Genomic DNA, 20648 nt, shown 5'->3' with positions numbered 1-20648 from the left:
TGGTGGACTGCGCTCGTGGAGCGGGCGCCGTGCTGAGCCGCGAGGAGTACCTCGCCGCCTGGTCGACGTGGCACGGCGGGGCCGACCCCACGACCAGCCGGCTGGTGCACGGCTGGTTGTCCGGGGTGTACGCGCTGGCCCGCCGGTTCGCCGGGCTGCCGCCGGTCGCGGTGACCGCCGGGGGGCTGCTCGTCGCCGTGGCCGCTGTCGTCCCGGCCGCGGCCGGCGGTCCGTGGCTGGTGCTCGCCGGGGTGCTCGTCGGGTTCTCCGCCGTCCTCGACGGGTTGGACGGTGCGCTCGCGATCGCCACCGGTCGGGCGTCGCGCCGCGGCTTCGTCCTCGACTCGGCCGTCGACCGGCTCGGCGAGGGCGCGTTCGCCGCCGCGCTGTGGGTCGCCGGCGCCCCCGGCTGGCTGGCCGCGGCGTTCGGCGCGCTGTGCTGGCTGCCGGACTACCTGCGCGCCCGGGCCGGGCAGGCCGGCGTCACCGAGACCGGGGAGCTGTCGGTCTGGGAGCGCCCCACCCGGGTGGTGATGACCGGCTTCACCCTCGGCGGGGCCGGGGTGGTGGCCGGGTTCGGGTGGGCCGGGGCCGTGGTCACCTGCGGGACGGCGGTCGGCTGCCTGCTCGGCGTCGTCGGCGTCGCCCAGCTCGGGACGGCGCTGAGGCGGGCGCTGGCCGACTGAGGGAAGGACCACCCTCCCCCCACGCCTCGCACGCTCGGCGCGGGCCCCTGAAGGGTGGCCGCCGTCCTCCCCACCTCTCGCGAGCTCGGGGCGGTGCCCGGGACGGGGCCCGCGGCGAAATTCTGGACGGGGCCGGCCCGGGACGGAGCCGGCGGGACCCTGACAGGTGGCCGCGGGCGCGGTGCCCCGGCGGCTCCTAAGGTGTTGACGTCGTCTTCCGACGTCCACCGGGCGTCCCGCCGCACGCCATCCCGAGGGAGCGCCCCCGTGCCCGTCGTCGTCACCGGCTCCATCGCCACCGACCACCTGATGACCTTCCCGGGGAAGTTCACCGAGCAGTTCGTCGAGGGACAGATGGAGAACGTGTCGCTGTCGTTCCTGGTCGACGACCTGGTGCAGCACCGTGGCGGCGCCGGGGCCAACATGGCCTACGGGCTGGGCCTGCTCGGGCTCGCGCCGGTGCTGGTGGGCGCGGTCGGCAGCGACTTCGCCGACTACGACGCCTGGCTGACCCGGCACGGCGTCGACACCGCCAGCGTGCACTGGTCGGAGCTCAAGCACACCGCTCGCTTCGTCTGCACGACGGACGCGGTCAACAACCAGATCGCGTCGTTCTACTCGGGCGCGATGTCGGAGGCCTGCTCTATCGAGCTGGCCCCGGTCGCCGAGCGCGTGGGCGGGCTGGACCTGGTCGTCGTCGGACCCAACGACCCGACGGCGATGGTGCGCCACACCCGCGAGTGCCGGGACCGCGGCTACGCCTTCGTCGCCGACCCCAGCCAGCAGCTGGCCTGGGCCGACGGCGAGATGATCCGCGACCTGGTCGACGGCGCCGACCTGCTGTTCACCAACGAGTACGAGGCCGCCCTGCTGCTGCAGAAGACCGGCTGGAGCGATGGCGAGGTGCTCGACCGGGTCGGCACCTGGATCACCACGCGGGCGGCCGACGGCGTGCTCGTGCGGCAGGCCGGGGCCGAGCCGATCGAGGTGATCGCCGTCCCGGAGACCAAGCCGGTCGAGCCCACCGGTGGCGGTGACGCGCTGCGCGCCGGGTTCATCGCCGGCCGGGTGTGGGGGTTGAGCCTGGAGCGGGCCACCCAGCTGGGGTCGGCGGTCGCCACCGAGGCGGTCGAGGTCATCGGCACCCAGGAGTACGAGCTGCGGCGCGAGCCCTTCCTCGAGCGCTTCGCCGCCGCGTTCGGCACGGACGCCGCCGACGAGATCGCCGCGCACCTGCCCGGTTGAGCCCGCGCAGTTGCGGGGAAGCCGGGGTCCGGACGGCTGACCGGAGCCCGATTCCGCCGCAGTGGTGCCGGCTACTGCCCGCGCAGCTGCTCGCCGATGGCCGGGTCCTCCGACCACCGGCGGTAGGGGATCCGCTTGATCTCCTTCACCTCGCCCAGCGCCGTCCACTCGTTGCCGCCCAGGCGGGCCAGCGGCCGCAGCCGCTCGATCCGCGGCCGGCCCCCCTCGACGGCGCTCTCCCACACGCTGATCAGCTCCACCCGGCCGAACACCACCGTGCTGTCGCCGAGCCGGACCGTGGAGTGCAACGTGCACTCCACGGCGACCGGTGACTCCGCGACGCGGGGGACGCCGACCCGCTCGCTCGGCTCCAGCGCCACGCCGACCTCCTCGGCCTCGCTGACCCCGTGCGGGAAGTCGGTGCCCGTGGCGTTGACCTGCTCGAACAGCCACTCCGGGGTGAGGCTGACGGTGAACTCGCCGGTCGCCTCGACGTTGTCCAGGGTGTCCTTGCGGCCGACCGAGGTGAACTGCACGACCGGCGGGGACACGCACGCCACCGTGTAGAACGAGTGCGGCGCCAGGTTCACCACCCCCTCGGCCGAGCGGGTGCCCACCCAGGCGATCGGGCGGGGTACGACGATCGAGTTGAGCACCCGGTAGAAGGCGCCGCCGTCCATGGCCGTCGGGTCGAAGTGGACGCGGGTGTTCGGGCTGGTCACCCGGCCATCGTCTCCCGCGTGACCGGGACGCCGCCGACCGGGCGGCCGCGCCAGGACAGCGTGCCCCGCCGTCTGCCCGCAACCGACCCGGCGAGCAGGACGTCGAACAGCAGCATCGACAGCGGGTGCGCCAGGGAGTCCGGCCACACCCGGCTGCCGGTCGCCGCGGCCGACACCGCCCGCCCGGCCACGCCCGCCGCGTAGCCGACCAGCCCGGCGCGCGACCCGCGCAGCGCGGCGAGGGCGGGCAGCACCCAGACGGCGGTCAGCCCGGCCGCCACCGCCACGCTCGCTCCCGGCGACCCGCCGACCGAGGCCCACAGCGACTTGGCGTAGCCCGCCCGCAGCGCCGGCCAGCCGTCGTACATCCGGCAGGCGGCCAGCCGCGACCCGTCGACCGGCACCGCCCGGCCACCGGCCCGTTTCACCGCCCGCGCCAGCGCGACGTCCTCGATCACCTCGCCGCGCACCGCGCCGTGCCCGCCGGCCCGCGCGTACGCCGACCGCCGGACGACGAGGAACTGGCCGTTGGCCGCGGTCAGCGACGGTCGCCGGGACCGTTCGGCCAGCCGCACCGGCAGGGTGGTGATCCACAGCCACGGGCCGAGCGGCTGCACCAGGCGCTCGGCCGCGGTCGCGGTCACCGGCCGCGGCCAGGGGGAGACCAGGTCCACGTCGTGCGCCTCGAGGACGGCGACCGCGCCGGCCACCGCGTCGGGGAACAGCCGGACGTCGGCGTCGAGGAAGACCAGCACGCCGTCGTCCGTTGCCTCGCCGGTGGCCGCCCCGGTGGCGCAGGCGTGCGGCTTGCCCAGCCAGCCCGGCGGCGGGTCGGCGGCGGCGACCAGGCGCACCCGCGGGTCGGCCACCGAGCGCACCACGTCGGCGGTGCCGTCGGTCGAGCCGTCGTCCACCACGACCACGCGCAGGTCCGGCACACCCTGCTGGGCGAGCACCGCGGTCAGGCAGCCGCCGACCTGCGCCTCCTCGTCGCGCACCGGGAGGACGACGGTGACCGGCCGGCGCACCGGTGGCGGCCCGGCCGGCGGGCGGCGCAGCAGCGCCGCGTTGACCGCCGCGTGCAGCGCGCCGGCGACGGCCGCGCCGGAGAGGACCCGCAGCAGCCGGCCGGTCACGAGCCCTCCTCGCCGGCGCTCGTCGGCGTCGTGACCGGGGGTGCTGCGTCCATGCGCGACCCCGCGAGCCCGGTCACGGCCGGCGGTTCCGCACCGCCAGGGCGACCAGCACCGGGACGGCGAGCAGCACGCCCCACGCCGCCGATCCGGGCAGCCCCAGCCAGCCGGCGTGCGCCACCGCGCCGCCGAGGGTCATCCAGCCCAGCACCAGCAGCGGAGCGCCGTCGCCGGTGCGCGGCGGCGCCAGGGCGGTGCGCGCGACCAGCAGGTCGAGCAGCGTCATCAGGACCAACCCGGCCAGCAGCCAGCCGGCCAGGTTGGTCAGCGGCACCGTGTCGATGCCGGGCAGCGACGGCTGCGGGTGCGCCCAGGTCCAGTAGCCGGCCTGCACCATCTGCGGGTCCAGGACGACGTCCCACGCGGCGAAGACCGCCGCGGCCACCCCAACGCGGACCGCGCGTCGCCCGCCCCGGGTGAGCCGGTGGGCCAGCAGCCAGCTCGGCCACGCCATCATCAGCCAGGCCAGCGGCACGAGGAACGGGACGCCGAGCAGCGTGGGCCCGAGGTCGTCGCTGTAGGTGTACTCGCCGTAGGGGAACCCGGTGGCCAGGCCGACCGACTCGAACACCACGGCGGTGGCCGCGGTGGCCAGCAGGACGCCGGCCCCGGTCCGCGCGCCCCGGCTGACCACCGCGTGCACCACCGACACCGTCGAGCCCAGCAGGACGATGGTCCAGCTGACCGCGTCGCGGACCGCGCCGCCCTCGGTCAGCGGGTAGGCGATCGCGGTGAGCACGAGCAGCACGGCCGGCACCCACGGGACCGCGGCCGGCCGGCTGCCCGCCCGCGCGACGACCAGACCGCTCACCGGCGCACCCGGGCCAGCCCGCGCCGGAGGGTCTCCCGCGCACGGGCGGGCACGCCGCGGTCGCCGAGGACGACGCGGGCCGCCGTCCGCCCGGAGTTGCCCGACACCCCGCCGCCGGGGTGGGTGGAGGCGCCGGCGAGGTAGAGCCCGGCCAGGCCGGGCACCCGGTAGCCCGACAGGGCCGGCGTCGGCCGGAGGGCGAACATGCTGGCCAGCCCCATCTCCACGTGCATGACGTTGCCACGCGGCAGGGACAGTTCCCGCTCCAGCAGCAGCGGGGTCTGCACGTACCTGCGCTGCACCGAGGCGGCGAAGCCGGGCGCGAAGCGGTCGACGGCGGCGATCAGCCGGTCGGCCTCGGCGTCGGCGAGCGCGTCCCAGTCGGCGCCGTCGGCCATCGCGTAGGGGTACCACTGGCCCCACACGGTGACCAGGTGCTGCCCGGGCGGGGCGAGGGTGTCGTCGGTGGCGGAGAAGCACATCCCCAGCGGCACCGGCTCCCGCGGCAGCCGGCCGGCCAGCCAGTCGCCGTGGGCGGCGGCCAGCTGCGCGCGGTCGGTGCACAGCAGCTGCAGCCCGCCCAGCGCCGCCGCCGGGTCGACCCCGGGGTAGGCCGGCGGCCCGTCGGTGAGCGCCCGGACCACCAGGCCGAAGCCGTTGCCCACCGGCGGCGCGGCGTCGGCCAGCGCCGGCGGGGCGTGCTCCCCGGCCAGGTCGCGGGTGGCCAGCACGTGGCACGCGGCGACGACGACCGGGGCCGCGACCCGCCGTCCCGACGCCGTCTCCACGCCGGTGACCCGGCCGTCCTCGACCAGCAGGCGGGCCGCGCCGTCCCCGAGGGTGACGTGCCCGCCGTCGGACTCCAGCCGGCGGCGCAGCGCCTGGGTGAGCCCGCCCGAGCCGCCCACCGGGTGGCCGGGCGGGACGTCGTGCAGCAGCGTCGCCCACGCGACCATCGCCGCGGTGCCGGGCTCGGACACCGGCGGGCCGGACTGCGCGCCGAACCAGGCCAGCGCCGCCTTCAGCCGCTCGCTGGTGAACCAGCGGTCCAGCAGCGCGTCGCCGGAGCCGAGGAAGTCCACGGCGATGTCGCCGCCGGGGGTCCGCGGCCGGCCGTCGGCGGGCGCGCCGATCGGCCAGAAGGAGCGGGCCAGGCCGCCCACGGTCGGCCGCCGCGCGAAGGAGCTGACGACGGCGCGGCTGCGCGGGGCCCACACCTCGACGAAGCGGCGGTAGGCGGCGGCGTCCTCGGGTCCGCAGGCGTCGGCGATCGAGGCGCAGGTGGCGTCCAGGTCGACGGAGAAGACCAGCGGCCGGCCGTCGGGGCCGGGGTCGCCGGGGGAGGGGGCGGGCGCGAAGCCCCACGGGTCGCAGTCGACGTAGCGCAGGCCGTGCGCGGCGAGGTCGAGCTCCTCGACGATGCCGCTCTGCCGGACGATCACGTGCGCGCTCGAGCCCCGGTCGACCCGCACGCCCGGCCACCGCTCCACCGTGGAGACCGCACCGCCGAGCACCTCGTCGCGCTCGACGACCTCCACCCGCAGCCCGGCCAGGGCCAGGTAACAGGCGGCGACCAGCCCGTTGTGCCCGGCGCCGACGACGACCGCGTCGACGGAGGTGTGGCCGTCGCTCACGCGCGGTCGGACCGGGGTGCCGGGGGTGCGAGCGGCAGGTGGGCGCCGAGGATCGCGAAGGGGCGCGAGTCGCCGGGGAAGCGGTGGTTGCGGGCCAGGTCGACGAAGCCGTCGGCGTGGTACAGCCGGAAGGCCTTGGTGTCGTTGTCCGGGGTCGACAGCAGCGCCGCCGGGTAGGGCAGGCCGGCCACCAGGGCGTGCAGCAGCTGGCGGCCCAGCCCGCGGCTCTGGTGGTCGGGGTGCACGTGCAGCTCGCAGACCTCGAAGGCGCCGGGCAGCCAGCGCTTCGCCGTCCGCCGGTCGAGCGCGGTGCGCACCTGGTCGTGCCACCACTGGCCGGGGGCGATCAGGTAGCCGTAGGCGAACCCGACGAGGACCTCGCCGTCGCGGGTCTGCAGGAAGGCGCCGACCGCGCGGAAGCCGGGGCGCTCGGTGTGCTGGATGGCGTAGCCGTACCGGCCGGCGACCACCGAGGGGCTGTAGCCCATCGCCTCGCCGTAGATGGCCAGGGCCTCGTGCATGTGGTCGCGCAGCCACCCGGTGGGCAGCTCGGTGACCCGCGCCGCGGGCGTCGTGCCGGTCATCGGGCCTCCACCGTCTCGGGCAGGACCAGCGGGCCCTCGCCGACCTCCGCGGCGGTCCCGCCGGTCAGCCGCAGCAGCTCCTCGTAGCTGGTCGGGAAGACCACGTGCGGGTGGCCGGCGGCGGCCCAGACCCGGTCGTGCCGGGCCAGTTCGACGTCGACCAGCGTGCCGATCGGCTCCGGGTGGCCGATCGGCGCGACGCCGCCGATGGGCTGGCCGGTGTGCCGGCGCACGAAGTCGGCCGACGCCGGGCGCACGTCGCGGACGCCGAGCAGCGCGGCCACCCTGGCGACGTCGACCCGGTGCGCGCCGCTGGTGAGGACCAGCAGGGGCGCGCCGTCGACGTCGAACACCAGGCTGTTGGCGATGGCCCCGATCGGGACGCCGAGCTCGCCGGCCGCCTCGGCGGCGGTGCGGGCACTGCCGGGGAGCTCGAGCACCTGCCCGGCAGCGCCGGCCTCGGCCAGGAGCGAGGAGACGGCGGCCACCCGCGGGTGCTCGGGTCGGCTCATGCGTCGATCCTGCCACCGGCCCCGACGGTCCGCTCCCGACCCCGGGCTCCCCGGAGGGCCCGGAGGCCACCTCGCACACCGATCGCGCGCCCCGCTTGACGCCGTCGGTGCCGTCGGGTGTACTCGACGTCGTTCGAACAGGCGTTCGAACGACGTCGGCCTCCCGCCGCACCCGGGTCCTTCCCCACCCGGTGCGGCGGGCCGGGGCCGGTGGGGCGGCGCAGCGGGTGGGGAGTCTGTCATGAGCCGGGTGCTGAGCGGGGTCGGCGAGCGGGTCGGCGAGGAGGTGCAGGTCGAGCGCGGGCCGCTCGGGCCGGCGCAGTTCTGGCGCGGGCAGTCGCGGTACGTCGTCGGTGAGCTGCTCGACTCCTGGGTGGAGACCGCCCCGTGGTGGCAGCGCGGTGCCGGGGTGACCGGTGGCGCCTCCGCCGAGCTGGTCGCCAGCCGCGAGGTGTGGCGGGTCGAGGCGGTCCGGGCCGGCCGGTCGCGGACGAGCTTCGCCGGCGTCTTCGACCTCAGCTGGGAGTCGGCGGACAACCGCTGGTCGCTCGTGCGGGTGCACGACTGATGGGAGCCGTCCGCGTCATGGCCGACCAGCTGCCCCTGCCCCCGCCGCTGCCGCAGGCCGCCCGCCAGCTGCTCGACCAGGCATCCCGGGCGCTGGCCGAGGCGGCGGCGAGCAGTGACGCCCGGCAGCGCTACGCCACCGCCCACCTCGGCGCGCTGCGCGCCGCCGCCGCGGTGCTGGCCGCGCGCACCCGGCCGGAGTCCGGGCGGCGCCGCCCGCGCAGCGCCTGGGTCCTGCTCGGCCAGGTCGCGCCCGAGCTGGGGGAGTGGGCCACCTTCTTCGCCGCCGGCGCCGCCAAGCGGGCCGCCGCCGAGGCCGGGCTGTCCCACGCGGTCACCGACCGCGAGGCCGACGACCTGGTCCGCGACGTGCGCTCTTTCCTCGACGTCGTGGAGAACACCCTGGGCGGTGTGTCCCCGCCGGAGTCCCCCCGGCGCGCGCGTCCCCGGGTGGTCGGCGGGTCCGAGCACCGGAACGGGCGGTGAGGGCCGACCCCTTCGTCCACCTCCACGTCGCCTCGGGCTACTCCATGCAGTACGGGGCCAACCACCCGGCCGACCTGGTCGAGCGGGCGGCCGAGCACGGCATGCGGGCCCTGGCGCTCACCGACCGCGACGGGCTCTACGGTGCGGTGAAGTTCGCGCTGGCCTGCCGCGCGGCCGACGTGCGCCCGCTGTTCGGGGTGGACCTGGCGGTGACGCCCTCGGTGGACACGACCGTGCCGCCGGCCCTGGCGCCGGTGGTCGGCGGTGCGCACTCGGCGCAGCGGGCACGGTCTCGCCGGCCGGGAGCACCGGACGACGCACCCGGCCGCGCCGGACGCCGGTCGCCGGCCCGCGGCGGGGCCAGCGTCGACCCACGGCTGCCGCGGGTCACCTTCCTCGCCCGGGACGGTGCCGGCTGGCGGTCGCTGTGCCGGCTGACCACCGCCACCCACCTGCGCGGCACGCGCGGAGAGCCGGTGAGCTCGCTGGCGCTGGCCGCCGAGCACGCGCCCGGGCTGGTGGCCCTGCTCGGTCCCGACTCCCCGGTGGGCCGGGCGCTGGCCGCCGGCCGGGCCGACGTGGCCTCCGCCCGGCTGGCCGCCTGGCGCGCGGTGTTCGGTCCCGGCTCGCTCGTGCTCGAGGTCGTGCACCACCGCGGCCGGGGTGACCGCTCCCGGGCGCAGGCGCTGCTGCGCTTCGCCGCCGCGGAGGGGGTGCCGGCGGTGCTGACCAACGCCGTCCGCTACGTCGACGCCCTGGACGCGCCCACCGCCGACGTCCTGGACGCGGCCCGCCGGCTGGTCCCGCTGGACGCCCGGCACGTCGACCGGCGCACCGCCGAGGGCCACCTGAAGTCGGGCAAGGAGATGGCCGAGGTCGCCGAGGACCTCGTCGGCCCCGACCGGGACGCGGTGCTGCAGCTGCTGGAGCGCACCGCCCGGCTCGCCGAGCAGTGCGCGGTCGACGTCCGGGCGGACCTGGGCGTCGGCAGCGTGCGCTACCCCGAGCTGGAGGTGGTGACCACCCCGGCCGAGCAGGGGATGGGTCCGTCGGCGGTGCTGCGTGCCCGCTGCGAGGCGGGGCTGGGTCGGCGCGGGATGCCCCGCACGGCGGAGGTGGCCCGGCGACTCGACGACGAGCTGGAGGTCATCGACGTCCTCGGCTACCCGTCCTACTTCCTCACCGTCGCCGACGTGGTCGACCTCATCAAGAGCCTGAGGGTCCGGGCCGCGGCGCGGGGGTCGGGCGCCGGCAGCCTGGTCACCTACCTGCTGGGCATCTCCGACGTCGACCCGATCCGGTACGGGCTGCTGATGGAGCGCTTCCTGTCCCCGCTGCGCCACCAGCTGCCCGACGTCGACATCGACGTGGAGTCCGCCCGCCGGATGGAGGTGTACGACGCGGTTCTCGACCGCTTCGGCGCCCACCGGGTCAGCTGCATCTCGATGATGGACACCTACCGGGTGCGGCACGCCATCCGCGACGTCGGGGCGGCGCTCGGGCTGCCGCCCGCCGAGGTCGACGCGGTCGCCAAGGCCTTTCCGCACATCCGGGCCAACCAGGTGCACGCCGCGCTCAAGGACCTCCCGGAGCTGCGGGCCAGCCGGCTGGGCTCGAGGCGCGGCGGCGGCACCGGCGACCTCGACCTGCTCTTCGACCTGGTTGCCCGGCTCGACGGGCTGCCCCGGCACATCGCGCTGCACCCGTGCGGCGTGCTGCTCTCCGACGCCACGTTGCTCGACCGCACCCCGGTGGAGAACAGCTACCTGGGCTATCCGATGAGCCAGTTCGACAAGGACGACGTCGAGGAGCTCGGGCTGCTCAAGCTCGACCTGCTCGGCATCCGGATGCAGTCGGCGATCGCGCACGCCCTCGACGAGGTGGCCCGGGTCGACGGGGAGACCGTCGACATCGACGCCGTTCCGCGCGACGACCCGACGACGTTCGAGCTGATCCGCTCGACCCGCACCCTCGGCATGTTCCAGATCGAGTCGCCGGGGCAGCGGGAGCTGGTCGGCAAGTTCGGGCCGGAGACGTTCGAGGACATCGTCATCGACATCTCGCTGTTCCGGCCCGGCCCGGTGAAGAGCGACATGGTCACCCCGTTCCTGCTGGCCCGGAACGGCTGGCGCGAGCCGGTCTACCCGCACCCCGACCTCGCCCCGTACCTGGAGCAGACCGCCGGGGTGGTCGTGTTCCACGAGCAGGTGCTGCAGATCGTCGCCCAGATGACCGGCTGCGACCTGGCCCAGGCCGACGAGGCGCGCCGCGCGCTGGGCGACCGGGAGCTGCACCCGGAGGTGCGGGCCTGGTTCGTGCCCGAGGCGGTGCAGCGCTACCCGGTGGAGGTGGTCGAGCAGGTGTGGCAGGTGCTGGTCGCCTTCGGCTCCTTCGGCTTCTGCAAGGCCCACGCCGCGGCGTTCGCGCTGCCCACCTACCAGTCGGCGTGGCTGAAGACCCACCACCCGGCGGCCTTCCTCGCCGGGGTGCTCACCCACGACCCGGGCATGTACCCGAAGCGGCTGATCCTCGACGACGCCCGCAACTTCGGCGTCCGGGTGCTTGGCCTGGACGTCAACGCCTCGGCCGGCACCTACCGGGTGGAGCGCCTCGAGGCCGACCCTGACGCTGGACCTGAGGTCGAGACTGCGGGCGGGTGGGCGCGGCCGAGCTGGATGCCGGTGGCGATGCCCGACCCGTCCCGCTACGGCATCCGGCTGTCCCTGAGCGACGTGAAGGGCATCTGCGCCGAGGAGGTGGAGCGGGTCGTCGCCGGGCAGCCCTACCGCTCGCTCACCGACTTCTGGCACCGGGCGTCGGTGTCCCGGCCGGTGGTGGAGCGGCTGGTGCTGGCCGGCGGCTTCGACTCCCTCTACGGCTTCGGGGTCCGCGACCGCGAGGCCGGCCGGCCCACCCGCGGCCGCCGGCAGGTCACCCGCCGCGACCTGCTGCTGCAGATCGGCGAGCTGGACCGGTGGAGCCGCAGCGGCGCGAAGGCCGCCACGACCGGGCAGCTCAGCCTCGACCTCATGGGCCTCGAGATGGAGGGCACGGAGCTGCCCGGCGAGGAGGCGGAGGAGCCCGGGCTGGGCTGGGCCGAGGGCAGCGGGCTGCCGGAGCTCACCGACGCCGAGCTGGTGCGCGCCGAGTTGGAGGTGCTCGGCCTGGACGCCAGCCGGCACGTCGTCGACTTCTACCGGCCGTTCCTGGCCGCGATCGGCGCGGTCCTGGCCGGCGAGCTGCTCGGCAGCCGCAGCGGAGCCGAGGTGCTGGTCGCCGGGGTCAAGGTGGCCACCCAGACGCCACCGATCCGCTCCGGCCGCCGGGTGGTCTTCGTGACCCTCGACGACGGCACCGGCTGCACCGACTCCACCTTCTTCGAGGACGCCCAGGGTCCCTACGCCTCGACGGTCTTCCACTCGTGGCTGCTGGTGATCCGCGGGGTGCTGCGGCGCACCGGCCCCCGCGGGGTCTCCCTGCGGGCCACCGGCGCGTGGGAGCTGCCGGCGCTGTACGAGGCCTGGGAGACCGGCGGGCTGGAGGCGGTGGCCGAGCAGATGGCCGCCTCCGGCGGCTACACCGAGGAGGCGATCGCCGGTGCGGCGGCCTCGCGCGGCTCACGGCCGGTGGTGGTCAAGCCGGTGCTGGTGCACCCCACGGGCTTCCGGATGTCGCCCTACGCCGACATCAAGCCGGCGGGGGAGGACGCCATGACCGTGGCGCGCCGCGACGCCACCCGCCGGGGGACGTCGTCGGCGCCGCGCAAGCTCTGGCACTCCAGCCCGGGAAGCTCCGGCCACTGAGGGAGGACCCCGTCCTCCCCACCCCTCGCAGGCTCGGGGCGGGACCCGGGACGGGGCCGCCGCTGCCCCCACGCCTCGTCGGAGGACCCCGTCCTCCCCGCCCCTTCGCAGGCTCGGGACGGGGCCCGGCGGGCCCCTGCGGCGGGGCCGAGACCGCGGTCGCAGCCCAACCCGCGCGGCGGCGACCGATGACCTGCGGGCCTGACGGCGGTCTACTCCTCGACGCCTGAGTCGACCGCCCCACCCACGAGAGGACACCCCGATGCCCAAGCAGATCCCGTGCCTGTGGTTCGACGGCGCGGCCGAGCAGGCCGCCGCCCACTACACCTCGATCTTCCCGAACTCCGCGATCGGCGAGGTCACCCGCTACGGGCCCGACATGCCGATGCCCGAGGGCACCGCCATGACCGTCTCGTTCACCCTCGACGGCCAGGACTACGTCGGCCTCAACGGTGGACCGCAGTTCCCGTTCACCGAGGCCATCTCCTTCCAGATCATGTGCGCCGACCAGGAGGAGGCCGACCACTACTGGAACCGGCTGACCGACGGCGGCGAGGAGAGCATGTGCGGCTGGCTCAAGGACCGCTTCGGCGTCTCCTGGCAGGTCGTGCCCACCGAGCTGACCACCCTGCTCAACGACCCCGACCCCGGCCGCGCCCGCCGCGCGACCGAGGCGATGCTGCAGATGCGCCGCATCGACATCGAGGAGATCAAGCGGGCGGCCGACGGGGTCTCGGCCTGAGGAGGGACCACCGCGCGCAGGCTCGCGGCGCGACCCTGCAGGGGCCACTCGGCGCCCGGTGCCACCGCCCCCCGACGCAGTCCCGTGAGCGGACCGGTGCGCGGCACCGACCGCCACTAGGCTCCGACGGGTGCCGCCGTCTGCCCCCATCTCGCCTGCCGCGGACCAGTTGCCCACCCGCGCGGTCGCCGTCTGGGCCGCGCTCGACCCGCTCGTCGCGGCCGGCCGGCCGCTGCAGGTCCTCGACGTCGGCGGCGGCAGCGGCAACTTCGCCGTTCCGCTGGCCCGGCTCGGCCACGACGTCACCGTGGTCGACCCCAGCGCCGACGCGCTCGCCACGCTGAACCGGCGGGCCGAGAACGCCGGCGTCGGGGCGCGGGTGCGCGGCGTGCAGGGCGACGGCGACCAGCTGCACCAGGTCGTGCCCGCGGGCGAAACCGGCGAGGGCAGCTACGACCTCGCCCTGTGCCACTCGGTGCTCGAGGTCGTCGACGATCCCGCCGCCACGCTGCGCGAGCTGGCCCGCGCCCTGCGCCCCGGCGGCACCGCCAGCGTGGCCTCGGCCAACCGGGCCGGCGCGGTGCTGGCCCGGGCGGTCGCCGGCCACCCGGTCGAGGCCCTCGCCCTGCTCGAGGACCGTGACCCCGCGCCCCGCCGTGCCCGCCGTCCCGCCCGTCGCCGGTTCAGCCCCGACGACCTGATCACCCTGGTCGAGGCCGCCGGGCTGCAGCCGGGCACCTGGCGCGGCGTCTCCGTCGTCAGCGACCTGCTCGACGTCACCTCCGGCGCCGACCCCGAGGCGGTCCGCCGGCTGGAGCTGGCGCTGGCCGGCAGCTCGCCCTACCGCGACGTCGCCGCCGGCCTGCACCTGCTCGCGACCCGCCCGTGATGGCTCTGCCCGCTCGGCCCCAGCCAGAGCCTGCGAGCGGGTGGGAGGCAGTGGGTCCTTCCACGGACGGGGTCCTCCGACTCCCCGACGACCTGGTCCGCCCCCGCTACGGCACGGCCAGCCTCGCCGACGTCCTGCCGAGCGCTGCCACCGCGCTCGGCGTCCCGGTGCAGCGCGGGGACCTGCCGCCCGACCCGCTCGGCCTCACCGCCGCGCTGGCCGGCGCCCGCCGGGTTGCCGTCCTGCTGGTCGACGGGCTGGGCGCCGACCTGGTCCGCGCACACGCGGACGTCGCCCCCACCCTCGCCGGGCTCGCCACTCCCGCCGGGGACCTCTCCGCCCCCTGCCCGAGCACCACCCCGGTCAGCCTCACCACCCTGGGCACCGGCCTGCCACCGGGCAGCCACGGCGTGCTCGGCTTCGTGACCGCCGTCCCGGGGGAGGACCGCACGCTCAACCACGTCCAGTGGGGCGACGACCCCGACCCGGCCGTGTGGATGTCGCGGCGCAGCGTCTTCGAACAGGCCGCCGACGCGGGGGTCGAGGTCAGCGCTGTGGCGCCCTACGCGTTCCGCGGGTCGGGCCTGTCGAACGTCGCCTACCGCGGCGCGCGCTACACCGGCACCGTCGGCGCCGGTGACCTGGCCGCCGTCCTGCTGGAGTCGCTGGCCGCCGCGCCGCGCACCCTCGTCTACGGCTACACCGCCGAGCTCGACCTCACCGGCCACGTGCGCGGCGTCGACTCGGCCAGCTGGCGCGCCCAGCTGGCCCTCGTCGACCGGCTCGTCGAGCAGGTCGTCGACGGGTTGCCGGGCGACGCTGCGCTGCTGGTCACCGCCGACCACGGCATGCTCGACGTCCCCGCCGGTACCCGGCTCGACCTGGACGCCACCCCGGCGCTCACCGAGAACGTCCGGCTGCTGGCAGGGGAGCCGCGGGCGCGCTACCTGCACGCCGTGCCCGGTGCCGAGGCCGACCTGCTGGCGCGGTGGCGGGAGGTCCTCGGTGAGCGGGCCTGGGTCGCCGGCCGCGACGAGGCGATCGCCAGCGGCGTCTTCGGTCCGGTGGACGACGACCTGGCGGGGCGCATCGGCGACGTCGTGGCACTGGCCCGTGGCACCTGGGCGCTGATCGCGACCGAGCAGGAGCCCGGCCCGAGCCGGCTGGTCGGCTACCACGGCTCACTCACCGCGACCGAGCTGGCCATCCCCCTGCTCGCCGCGCGGGGCCGCGCCCTGGCCTGACCGCGGGGACGCCGCCGGTCGTTGACCCGTCGGGCGGCGGGGACGACAGTGCCCCGCGACCGGCGCTGGACGTGCCGGTCCCGGCAGGGCGGGGTCCCCCCATGACCGCCAGACGAGCACGATCCGTCCCCACGGCCCTCGTGGCGACGGTGCTGACGACCGTCCTGCTCGCCCCCGGTGCCGCAGCGGCCCCGCCCGCCGCTCCGGTGGGAGCGGACGTCGGCGCCGCCCCGGCTCTGGTGGCGGACCTGCGGGACGACCTCGCGGGGTACCTCCGGGCGCGCGGCGAGCCCGAGCACGTCTCGGCCGCCGGGCTGAGCGTCAGCCTCCCGGACCGGCTGGAGACGATCGACGTCACCGCCGGGACCACCGAGTTCGGCGGATCGGTGCCGGTGCAGCGGGACGCCCTCTGGCAGATCGGCAGCAACACCAAGGCGTTCACCTCGGTGCTGCTGCTGCAGCTGGAGGCGGAGCGCCGCCTCTCGATCGACGACCCCGTCAGCCGGTGGTTGCCGCAGTACCCGCAGTGGCACGACGTCCCCATCCGGCGGCTGCTGGACATGACCAGCGGCATCCCCACCTACGACGACCAGCCGGCCTTCCTCACCGCCCAGGCCGCCGACCCGCTCCGGGAGTTCACCCCGGAGGAGCTGGTCGGCTACGCGGTCGCGGCGCCGGCCACCTCCGGGTACAGCTACTCGAACACCAACTACGTCCTGGCCGAGATGATCATCGAGCGGGTGACCGGGACCGGTTACGCCAACCAGCTCTCCGCCCGGCTCCTGGTCCCGTTGGGACTCCGGGACACCTACTACCGCTCGCACCTCCACCCCCCGGGGATCGCCGACCGCATGCCGGCCGGCTACTACACCCGGACCGACGAGCCCGAGCTGTCCCCGCTGAGAGGACAGGACGTCAGCCGGACCTCGCTGTCCTGGGCGCGCGGCGCAGGCGCCATCCTGAGCACGACGGCCGACCTGACCCGGTGGGAGCGCGCCCTGTACGACGGGTGGCTGCTGCCGCCGCAGCAGCAGGCCGAGCTCCTCAGCCTGGTCTCGACGGCGACGGGGGAGCCCATCGAGGCGACGGGCCCCGACGACCCGAGGGGCTTCGGCCTGGGGGTCGCCCAGATGACCGACGCCCTGGGCACCTTCTGGTTCTACGAGGGCGAGACGCTCGGCTTCCGCCTCCTGCACGCCTACTTCCCGGAGTCGGGGCTGATCATCGCCATGGCCCTGAACAGCAGACCCGACGAGGACCAGCTCGGGGCCCTGGCGACACAGGTGTACGAGACGCTGGTCGCGCACGGTGCCCTCGGGCCCGCCTCGGGCGGCGCCGGGGCCTGACCCCCGGGGAGCTCAGACGCCGGAGAGCAGCCGCACGTGCCAGGTGCGGCCGTGCGCGGGGTGCACCGCCCGGCAGGTCAGCGGCGCCGACTCCTGCGACGGACGGCTCTCGACCTCGGTGACCACGTCGCCGTCCGGCCCGGCGAGGGTGACCACCCACCGCTCGACGTCCACCCCGGCAGGGGTCAGCCGGCGCACGTCGCGCGGCGGCAGGTCGTCGACGCCGAGCAGCGCGAGCTCCGCGCGGGCGGTGTGCTGGGCCGCCTGCACCGGCGCGGGCACCCCCGACCGGCCCCGCAGCCAGGGCAGCGCGACCCGGCCGGCGGCGTGCGCGGCGACCAGCTCGGCGCCGTCGTCGGGCACCTGCCCGTAGTAGCAGCCGTGCGGCAGCACGAGCACGTTGCTGGCGAACCGGCAGCCGCCCAGGTGGCTGCACTCCCAGACGTCGTCGGTGGGCATCGTCCGGGCCAGCGGCCGGCCGCGCAGCGCGCAGCACGCGTCGTGCCCGCCGTGCGCGCACACCAGGTAGAGCGGGTCGTCGGTGCGTGTCCCCACCGATCCGTCCCAGGGGACGTCGACCAGCTCGGCGTCGGTGCCGCGGACCGACCACCACACGCCTTCGGCGCCGGGCCGGCCGTCGACGTAGGCCCAGCGCCGCTGCGAGTCGGCCAGCCGGTCGCCGGGACGGCGGACCAGCAGCACCCGCACGCCCTCGGCCCGCGCCCGGTGCGCCAGTCGCGGCGCGACGGCCGGGTCGAAGCGGGACTGCGTCAGGGCGTCCATGCCCCACGGGCCCGGCTGCTCCACCAGCAGCCAGCGCTGCGCCGGGGACGCGGTGGCCACGCCGGAGTCGCCGCGGACCAGGGCCTGCACCGAGCAGCGGTCCTCGTCGAGCCGGCCCGCCGGGAGCCCGGGTGCCGCGGCGACCCGGCAGAAGTCGGGGGGCGCGCTCACAGCCCCTCCTCGCCGGCGCTCGGACGGGCCGGAGTCGGCGGTGCCGTGCTCTCGGGTGACCTCGCGAGCTCGGTCACGTGACGGGGTCCGGCCGGCTCACGATCCGTTCCCGGGCGCGCGCTCACGCCCCCCATGGTCCTCCGCGGTCGCACCGGGCACGGTGGCGATCGACTCGGTCACCAGCCGCCGACCCAGGGTGAGCTGGTCGGCGGGGTCGAGCCCGGGCAGGTCGGCGACCTTGAGCTCGCCGGCGGCCAGCAGCCCGGCCACCGCCGGCCGCGTCTCGGCGGGCAGCTCCAGGGACCGTCGTCCCGCGACCAGGGTGACCCGTCCGTCGGCGGCCTCGCGCAGCTGGCAGCGCAGGCGGCGGCGCAGCCGGAGCACGGTGTCGGGGGAGAGGGCGGCCGCCGCGGTCGCCTGGGCCAGCGGGGCCACCGGCTCCGGGCGGACCTGCGACCAGGTGCGGGCCCGCAGCCGGTCGGCGACCTCGGCGGGATCGACGCGGTCCAGCCAGCCCTTCAGCGCGGTGACGACCGTCGCGACGTCGTCGGCGACCGCGGCCGGGTCGGCGAGGTCGACGCCCAGCGGCAGCGAGCGGCGCAGCTGCGGGTCCTCCGTGGCGAGCACGCGGACCAGGTCCAGGGCGGACTCCGCGGCCGCCCACCGGGTCACCGAGTGGATGCCGACGGTCAGGTGCGCGCTGATGGCGCCGAGCGCGGTCGCCGAGTGCAGGTAGCCGCGTGGCAGGTAGAGGGCGTCGCCGGGGCGCAGCACCGCGTCGATCAGCGGCTCGCGCTCGGCGGCGGCGGCCACCGCGGCGCCCCGCTCGTTCCACGGCTGGGTGCGCAGCGGGTCGGTCAGCACCGGCTCGTGGATGCGCCAGCGCTTCTCGCCGGCCACCTGCAGGACGAAGACGTCGTGGACGTCGTAGTGCGGGGAGAAGCCGCGCGAGGACGGCGGGGTGACGTAGGCGTTGACCTGCGTGGGGTGGCCGAGGTCGGCGGCCAGCTGGTCGGCGAACTCGATCAGCGGCGGCCACAGCCGGTGCAAACCCTGCAGGACGACGGTGCTGCCGTCGGCGAACAGCCGCAGCACCGCGTCGGAGGAGACCTGGTCGGCGACCTCGGCGCCGGCGCCGCCGGACGTGGTGAAGCGCTTGGGGTCGACGACCGCGCCGTCCTTGGCGATCCGCAGGAACGGGGTGCGCAGCCCGCGGCGGGACAGCAGCTCGTCGACCGCGGCGAGGTCGAGCAGGTCGGCGAAGGAGCCGCCCGTCTCCTCGGCGCGGGTCAGCAGCGGCCGGCGGGCCCAGTACTCCTCGGCGAAGACCCGCGGGTCGAGAGCGGTGCACCGACCCAGGGCCGGCCGGTCGCCCGGCCGGCCCTGGGCGGTGGGGTCCTCGGTCAGGCGGAACCGTCCGCGCCGCCGTCGGCACCACCGTCGGCGCCGCCGTCCGCACCGCCGTCCGCACCGCCATCGGCACCGCCGTCCGCGCCACCATCGGCACCGCCGTCCGAACCGCCACCGGCGGCTCCGCCGTCAGCCGGGCCGTGGCCGGCGCCGCTGTCGGCCCCGCCGTCCGCGCCGCCGTCCGAACCACCGCCGGCGGCACCGCCGTCGGCCGGGCCGTGGCCCTCGGTGCTGGTCATGTCGTCGTCGTCGAGAGCCATGGGGTCTCCCCATCACGTCGGGTCCGGGCCGCCGGCCGGCGGCCCTCCGGGGGTGCTGTACCTCGCCCGTCCTGCTCTCACACACCTGCCCCGACCAGCGGCGACGCAGCCGGGCAACAGCTCGGTCACGGTGCCGCGTCGAGGTGCCGCGGCAGTGCCGCGGGCGTTAGCGTCCTCCCTCGGGTCGAACACGCGTTCGAGGTCGGGGGGTTCGGGTGTCGTCGGGGTCGTCGTCCCGTGCCGCGGGCTGCACCGTGCTGCACGTCGACATGGACGCGTTCTTCGCCAGCGTCGAGGTGCGCCGCCGGCCGGAGCTGGCCGGGACGCCGGTGATCGTGGGCGGCGCCGGCAACCGCGGGGTGGTCACCTCGGCCACGTACGAGGCGCGCCGCTACGGGGTGCACGCGGCGATGCCCACCTCCCGCGCGCTGCGGCTGTGCCCCACGGCGACGGTGCTGCCGGGGGACGTGGCGCTCTACGCCGAGGTGTCCCGCTCGGTCATGGCGCTGTTCCGCTCGATCACGCCGCTGGTCGAGCCGCTGAGCCTGGACGAGGCGTTCCTCGACGTCTCGGGCGCCGGGCGGCGGCTGGGCGACGCGGTCGCGATCGGCGAGTACCTGCGCGCCCGCGTCTTCGACGAGCAGGGCATCACCTGCTCGGTCGGCGTGGCCGGCACCAAGTTCGTGGCCAAGCTCGCCTCCACCGCCGCCAAGCCCGACGGGCTGCTGGTCGTCCGGCCGGCCGAGGTCATGGCGTTCCTGCACCCGCTGCCGGTCGGCGCGCTGTGGGGGGTGGGCGCCAGGACCGAGGAGGTGCTGCTGCGGCTGGGGCTGCGCACCGTCGGCGACCTGGCGCACGTGCCGGTCCGCACGCTGCAGCGGGCGGTGGGCCCGGCGGCCGGCGCGCACCTGCACGAGCTGTCCTGGGGGCGCGACCCGCGACGGGTGGTGCCCGACGAGCCGGAGCGGTCGACCGGGCACGAGGAGACCTTCGGCACCGACGTCGACGACCCCGCCGTCATCCACCGGGAGCTGCTGCGGCTCTCCGAGCGGACGGCGGGCCGGCTGCGCTCGGGCGGCTGGTTGGCCCGCACGGTGACGATCAAGGTCCGCTTCGCCGACTTCGCCACGATCACCCGCAGCCGCACCCTCGACGTCGCCACCGACGTCGGGCAGGAGGTCTACGACACCGCCCGCGCCCTCTTCGACGCCCTCGGCCTGGACCGTGCCCGCATCCGGCTGGTCGGCGTGCGCGCCGAACGCCTGGTGCGGGCCGGGTCGACCCCGCGGCAGCTGGAGCTGGGCGCCCGGGAGCGCGGCCGCCGGGAGGCCGAGCTGGCCGCCGACCGGGCCGCCCGCCGGTTCGGCGCCGGTGCGGTCCGCCCGGCGACGCTGCTGCACCCGGACGGGCAGCGCGCCCCCTGACCCGTGCCCCCTGACCCGCGCCGCCGGACCCGCGGCACCGTCGGCGCGCGGCACCCGACGAGGTGGTCTCCGACCGGGTGGCGGGAACTCCGGCCGCACCCCGTTCGTCTCCCCGCCGAGGCCGTGGGCCACCCAC

At 76.5% G+C, this 20648-nt stretch carries 19 protein-coding genes; 10 read left to right on the top strand and 9 right to left on the bottom strand.

The features are described 5' to 3' along the window. Nucleotides 1–29: 29 nt before the first annotated feature. On the top strand, nt 30–686 hold the full coding sequence (locus tag GOBS_RS16150) for a CDP-alcohol phosphatidyltransferase family protein (RefSeq protein ID WP_012949330.1): 657 nt from the start codon (nt 30–32) through the stop codon (nt 684–686). A 267-nt stretch (nt 687–953) separates the two neighbouring features. Beyond that, nucleotides 954–1931 carry a carbohydrate kinase family protein gene (locus GOBS_RS16145; protein ID WP_012949329.1) on the top strand — a complete coding sequence of 326 codons (978 nt, stop codon included), beginning with the start codon at nt 954–956 and terminating at the stop codon, nt 1929–1931. A gap of 71 nt (nt 1932–2002) precedes the next feature. Here the strand turns inward: GOBS_RS16145 and GOBS_RS16140 are convergent, their stop codons facing one another. The 6 genes from GOBS_RS16140 to GOBS_RS16115 form a co-directional block, all read right to left on the bottom strand. Further along, nucleotides 2003–2653 (bottom strand): flavin reductase family protein, encoded by a 651-nt coding sequence (locus GOBS_RS16140; RefSeq protein ID WP_012949328.1) that lies wholly within the window; start codon nt 2651–2653, stop codon nt 2003–2005. After that, entirely contained in the window at nt 2650–3789 is a 1140-nt protein-coding gene (locus GOBS_RS16135) for a glycosyltransferase family 2 protein (protein WP_012949327.1), read from the bottom strand. The genes GOBS_RS16140 and GOBS_RS16135 overlap by 4 nt, the downstream gene beginning before the upstream one ends. A gap of 73 nt (nt 3790–3862) precedes the next feature. Then, a complete protein-coding gene (locus GOBS_RS16130) occupies nt 3863–4657 on the bottom strand; it encodes a carotenoid biosynthesis protein (RefSeq protein WP_012949326.1) in 795 nt (264 codons plus the stop codon). Next, a complete protein-coding gene (locus GOBS_RS16125) occupies nt 4654–6291 on the bottom strand; it encodes a phytoene desaturase family protein (protein WP_012949325.1) in 1638 nt (545 codons plus the stop codon). Before GOBS_RS16125 ends, GOBS_RS16130 begins: the two co-directional genes overlap by 4 nt. Beyond that, complete coding sequence (locus GOBS_RS16120; RefSeq protein ID WP_012949324.1) at nt 6288–6875, bottom strand: GNAT family N-acetyltransferase; 588 nt, start codon at nt 6873–6875, stop codon at nt 6288–6290. Before GOBS_RS16120 ends, GOBS_RS16125 begins: the two co-directional genes overlap by 4 nt. Next, a complete protein-coding gene (locus GOBS_RS16115; RefSeq protein WP_012949323.1) occupies nt 6872–7387 on the bottom strand; it encodes a YbaK/EbsC family protein in 516 nt (171 codons plus the stop codon). The genes GOBS_RS16120 and GOBS_RS16115 overlap by 4 nt, the downstream gene beginning before the upstream one ends. A 241-nt stretch (nt 7388–7628) precedes the next feature. On the opposite strand from GOBS_RS16115, the gene GOBS_RS16110 reads away from it, so the two are divergent. The 7 genes from GOBS_RS16110 (at nt 7629) to GOBS_RS16080 (ending at nt 16464) form a co-directional block, all read left to right on the top strand. Then, complete coding sequence (locus GOBS_RS16110; RefSeq protein WP_012949322.1) at nt 7629–7955, top strand: DUF6504 family protein; 327 nt, start codon at nt 7629–7631, stop codon at nt 7953–7955. Then, nucleotides 7955–8440, top strand: a complete 486-nt coding sequence (locus GOBS_RS16105; RefSeq protein ID WP_012949321.1) for an SAV_6107 family HEPN domain-containing protein — start codon at nt 7955–7957, stop codon at nt 8438–8440. Before GOBS_RS16110 ends, GOBS_RS16105 begins: the two co-directional genes overlap by 1 nt. Then, nucleotides 8437–12243: a DNA polymerase III subunit alpha gene (locus GOBS_RS16100; RefSeq protein WP_012949320.1), complete on the top strand. Its 3807-nt coding sequence runs from the start codon at nt 8437–8439 to the stop codon at nt 12241–12243. The genes GOBS_RS16105 and GOBS_RS16100 overlap by 4 nt, the downstream gene beginning before the upstream one ends. 262 nt (nt 12244–12505) lie before the next feature. After that, the gene (locus GOBS_RS16095; RefSeq protein ID WP_012949319.1) at nt 12506–12985 is read left to right on the top strand and encodes a VOC family protein; all 480 of its coding nucleotides are present in this window, start codon (nt 12506–12508) and stop codon (nt 12983–12985) included. Between the two features lie 130 nt (nt 12986–13115). Further along, entirely contained in the window at nt 13116–13874 is a 759-nt protein-coding gene (locus tag GOBS_RS16090) for a class I SAM-dependent methyltransferase (RefSeq protein ID WP_012949318.1), read from the top strand. Nucleotides 13875–13924: 50 nt separating this feature from the next. Then, nucleotides 13925–15118 (top strand): alkaline phosphatase family protein, encoded by a 1194-nt coding sequence (locus tag GOBS_RS16085; RefSeq protein ID WP_243697518.1) that lies wholly within the window; start codon nt 13925–13927, stop codon nt 15116–15118. A 149-nt stretch (nt 15119–15267) separates the two neighbouring features. Next, the gene (locus GOBS_RS16080; protein ID WP_243697517.1) at nt 15268–16464 is read left to right on the top strand and encodes a serine hydrolase domain-containing protein; all 1197 of its coding nucleotides are present in this window, start codon (nt 15268–15270) and stop codon (nt 16462–16464) included. Between the two features lie 12 nt (nt 16465–16476). Here the strand turns inward: GOBS_RS16080 and GOBS_RS16075 are convergent, their stop codons facing one another. From GOBS_RS16075 to GOBS_RS16065, 3 genes are all read right to left on the bottom strand, one after another. Further along, nucleotides 16477–17418 carry a sucrase ferredoxin gene (locus GOBS_RS16075; protein WP_012949315.1) on the bottom strand — a complete coding sequence of 314 codons (942 nt, stop codon included), beginning with the start codon at nt 17416–17418 and terminating at the stop codon, nt 16477–16479. A 96-nt stretch (nt 17419–17514) separates the two neighbouring features. Then, entirely contained in the window at nt 17515–18513 is a 999-nt protein-coding gene (locus GOBS_RS16070; RefSeq protein WP_341776374.1) for a cupin domain-containing protein, read from the bottom strand. 308 nt (nt 18514–18821) lie between these two features. After that, the gene (locus tag GOBS_RS16065; protein ID WP_012949313.1) at nt 18822–19088 is read right to left on the bottom strand and encodes a hypothetical protein; all 267 of its coding nucleotides are present in this window, start codon (nt 19086–19088) and stop codon (nt 18822–18824) included. 254 nt (nt 19089–19342) lie between these two features. Between GOBS_RS16065 and dinB the strand changes: the two genes are divergently transcribed. Further along, entirely contained in the window at nt 19343–20512 is a 1170-nt protein-coding gene (dinB, locus tag GOBS_RS16060; RefSeq protein ID WP_279432617.1) for a DNA polymerase IV, read from the top strand. The last annotated feature ends 136 nt before the right edge of the window (nt 20513–20648 follow it).

It is taken from the genome of Geodermatophilus obscurus DSM 43160 (genome assembly GCF_000025345.1).
In the GTDB taxonomy this organism is placed as follows: Bacteria; Actinomycetota; Actinomycetes; order Mycobacteriales; family Geodermatophilaceae; genus Geodermatophilus; species Geodermatophilus obscurus.
This window is presented reverse-complemented; position numbering and strand designations above follow the sequence as displayed.

Excerpts from the sequence above, each read along its gene's own strand:
- GOBS_RS16120 (WP_012949324.1), bottom strand. The coding sequence starts at position 6,875 with ATGACCGGCACGACGCCCGCGGCGCGGGTCACCGAGCTGCCCACCGGG.
- GOBS_RS16115 (WP_012949323.1), bottom strand. The coding sequence starts at position 7,387 with ATGAGCCGACCCGAGCACCCGCGGGTGGCCGCCGTCTCCTCGCTCCTG.
- GOBS_RS16110 (WP_012949322.1), top strand. The coding sequence starts at position 7,629 with ATGAGCCGGGTGCTGAGCGGGGTCGGCGAGCGGGTCGGCGAGGAGGTG.
- GOBS_RS16105 (WP_012949321.1), top strand. The coding sequence starts at position 7,955 with ATGGGAGCCGTCCGCGTCATGGCCGACCAGCTGCCCCTGCCCCCGCCG.
- GOBS_RS16095 (WP_012949319.1), top strand. The coding sequence starts at position 12,506 with ATGCCCAAGCAGATCCCGTGCCTGTGGTTCGACGGCGCGGCCGAGCAG.
- GOBS_RS16065 (WP_012949313.1), bottom strand. The coding sequence starts at position 19,088 with ATGGCTCTCGACGACGACGACATGACCAGCACCGAGGGCCACGGCCCG.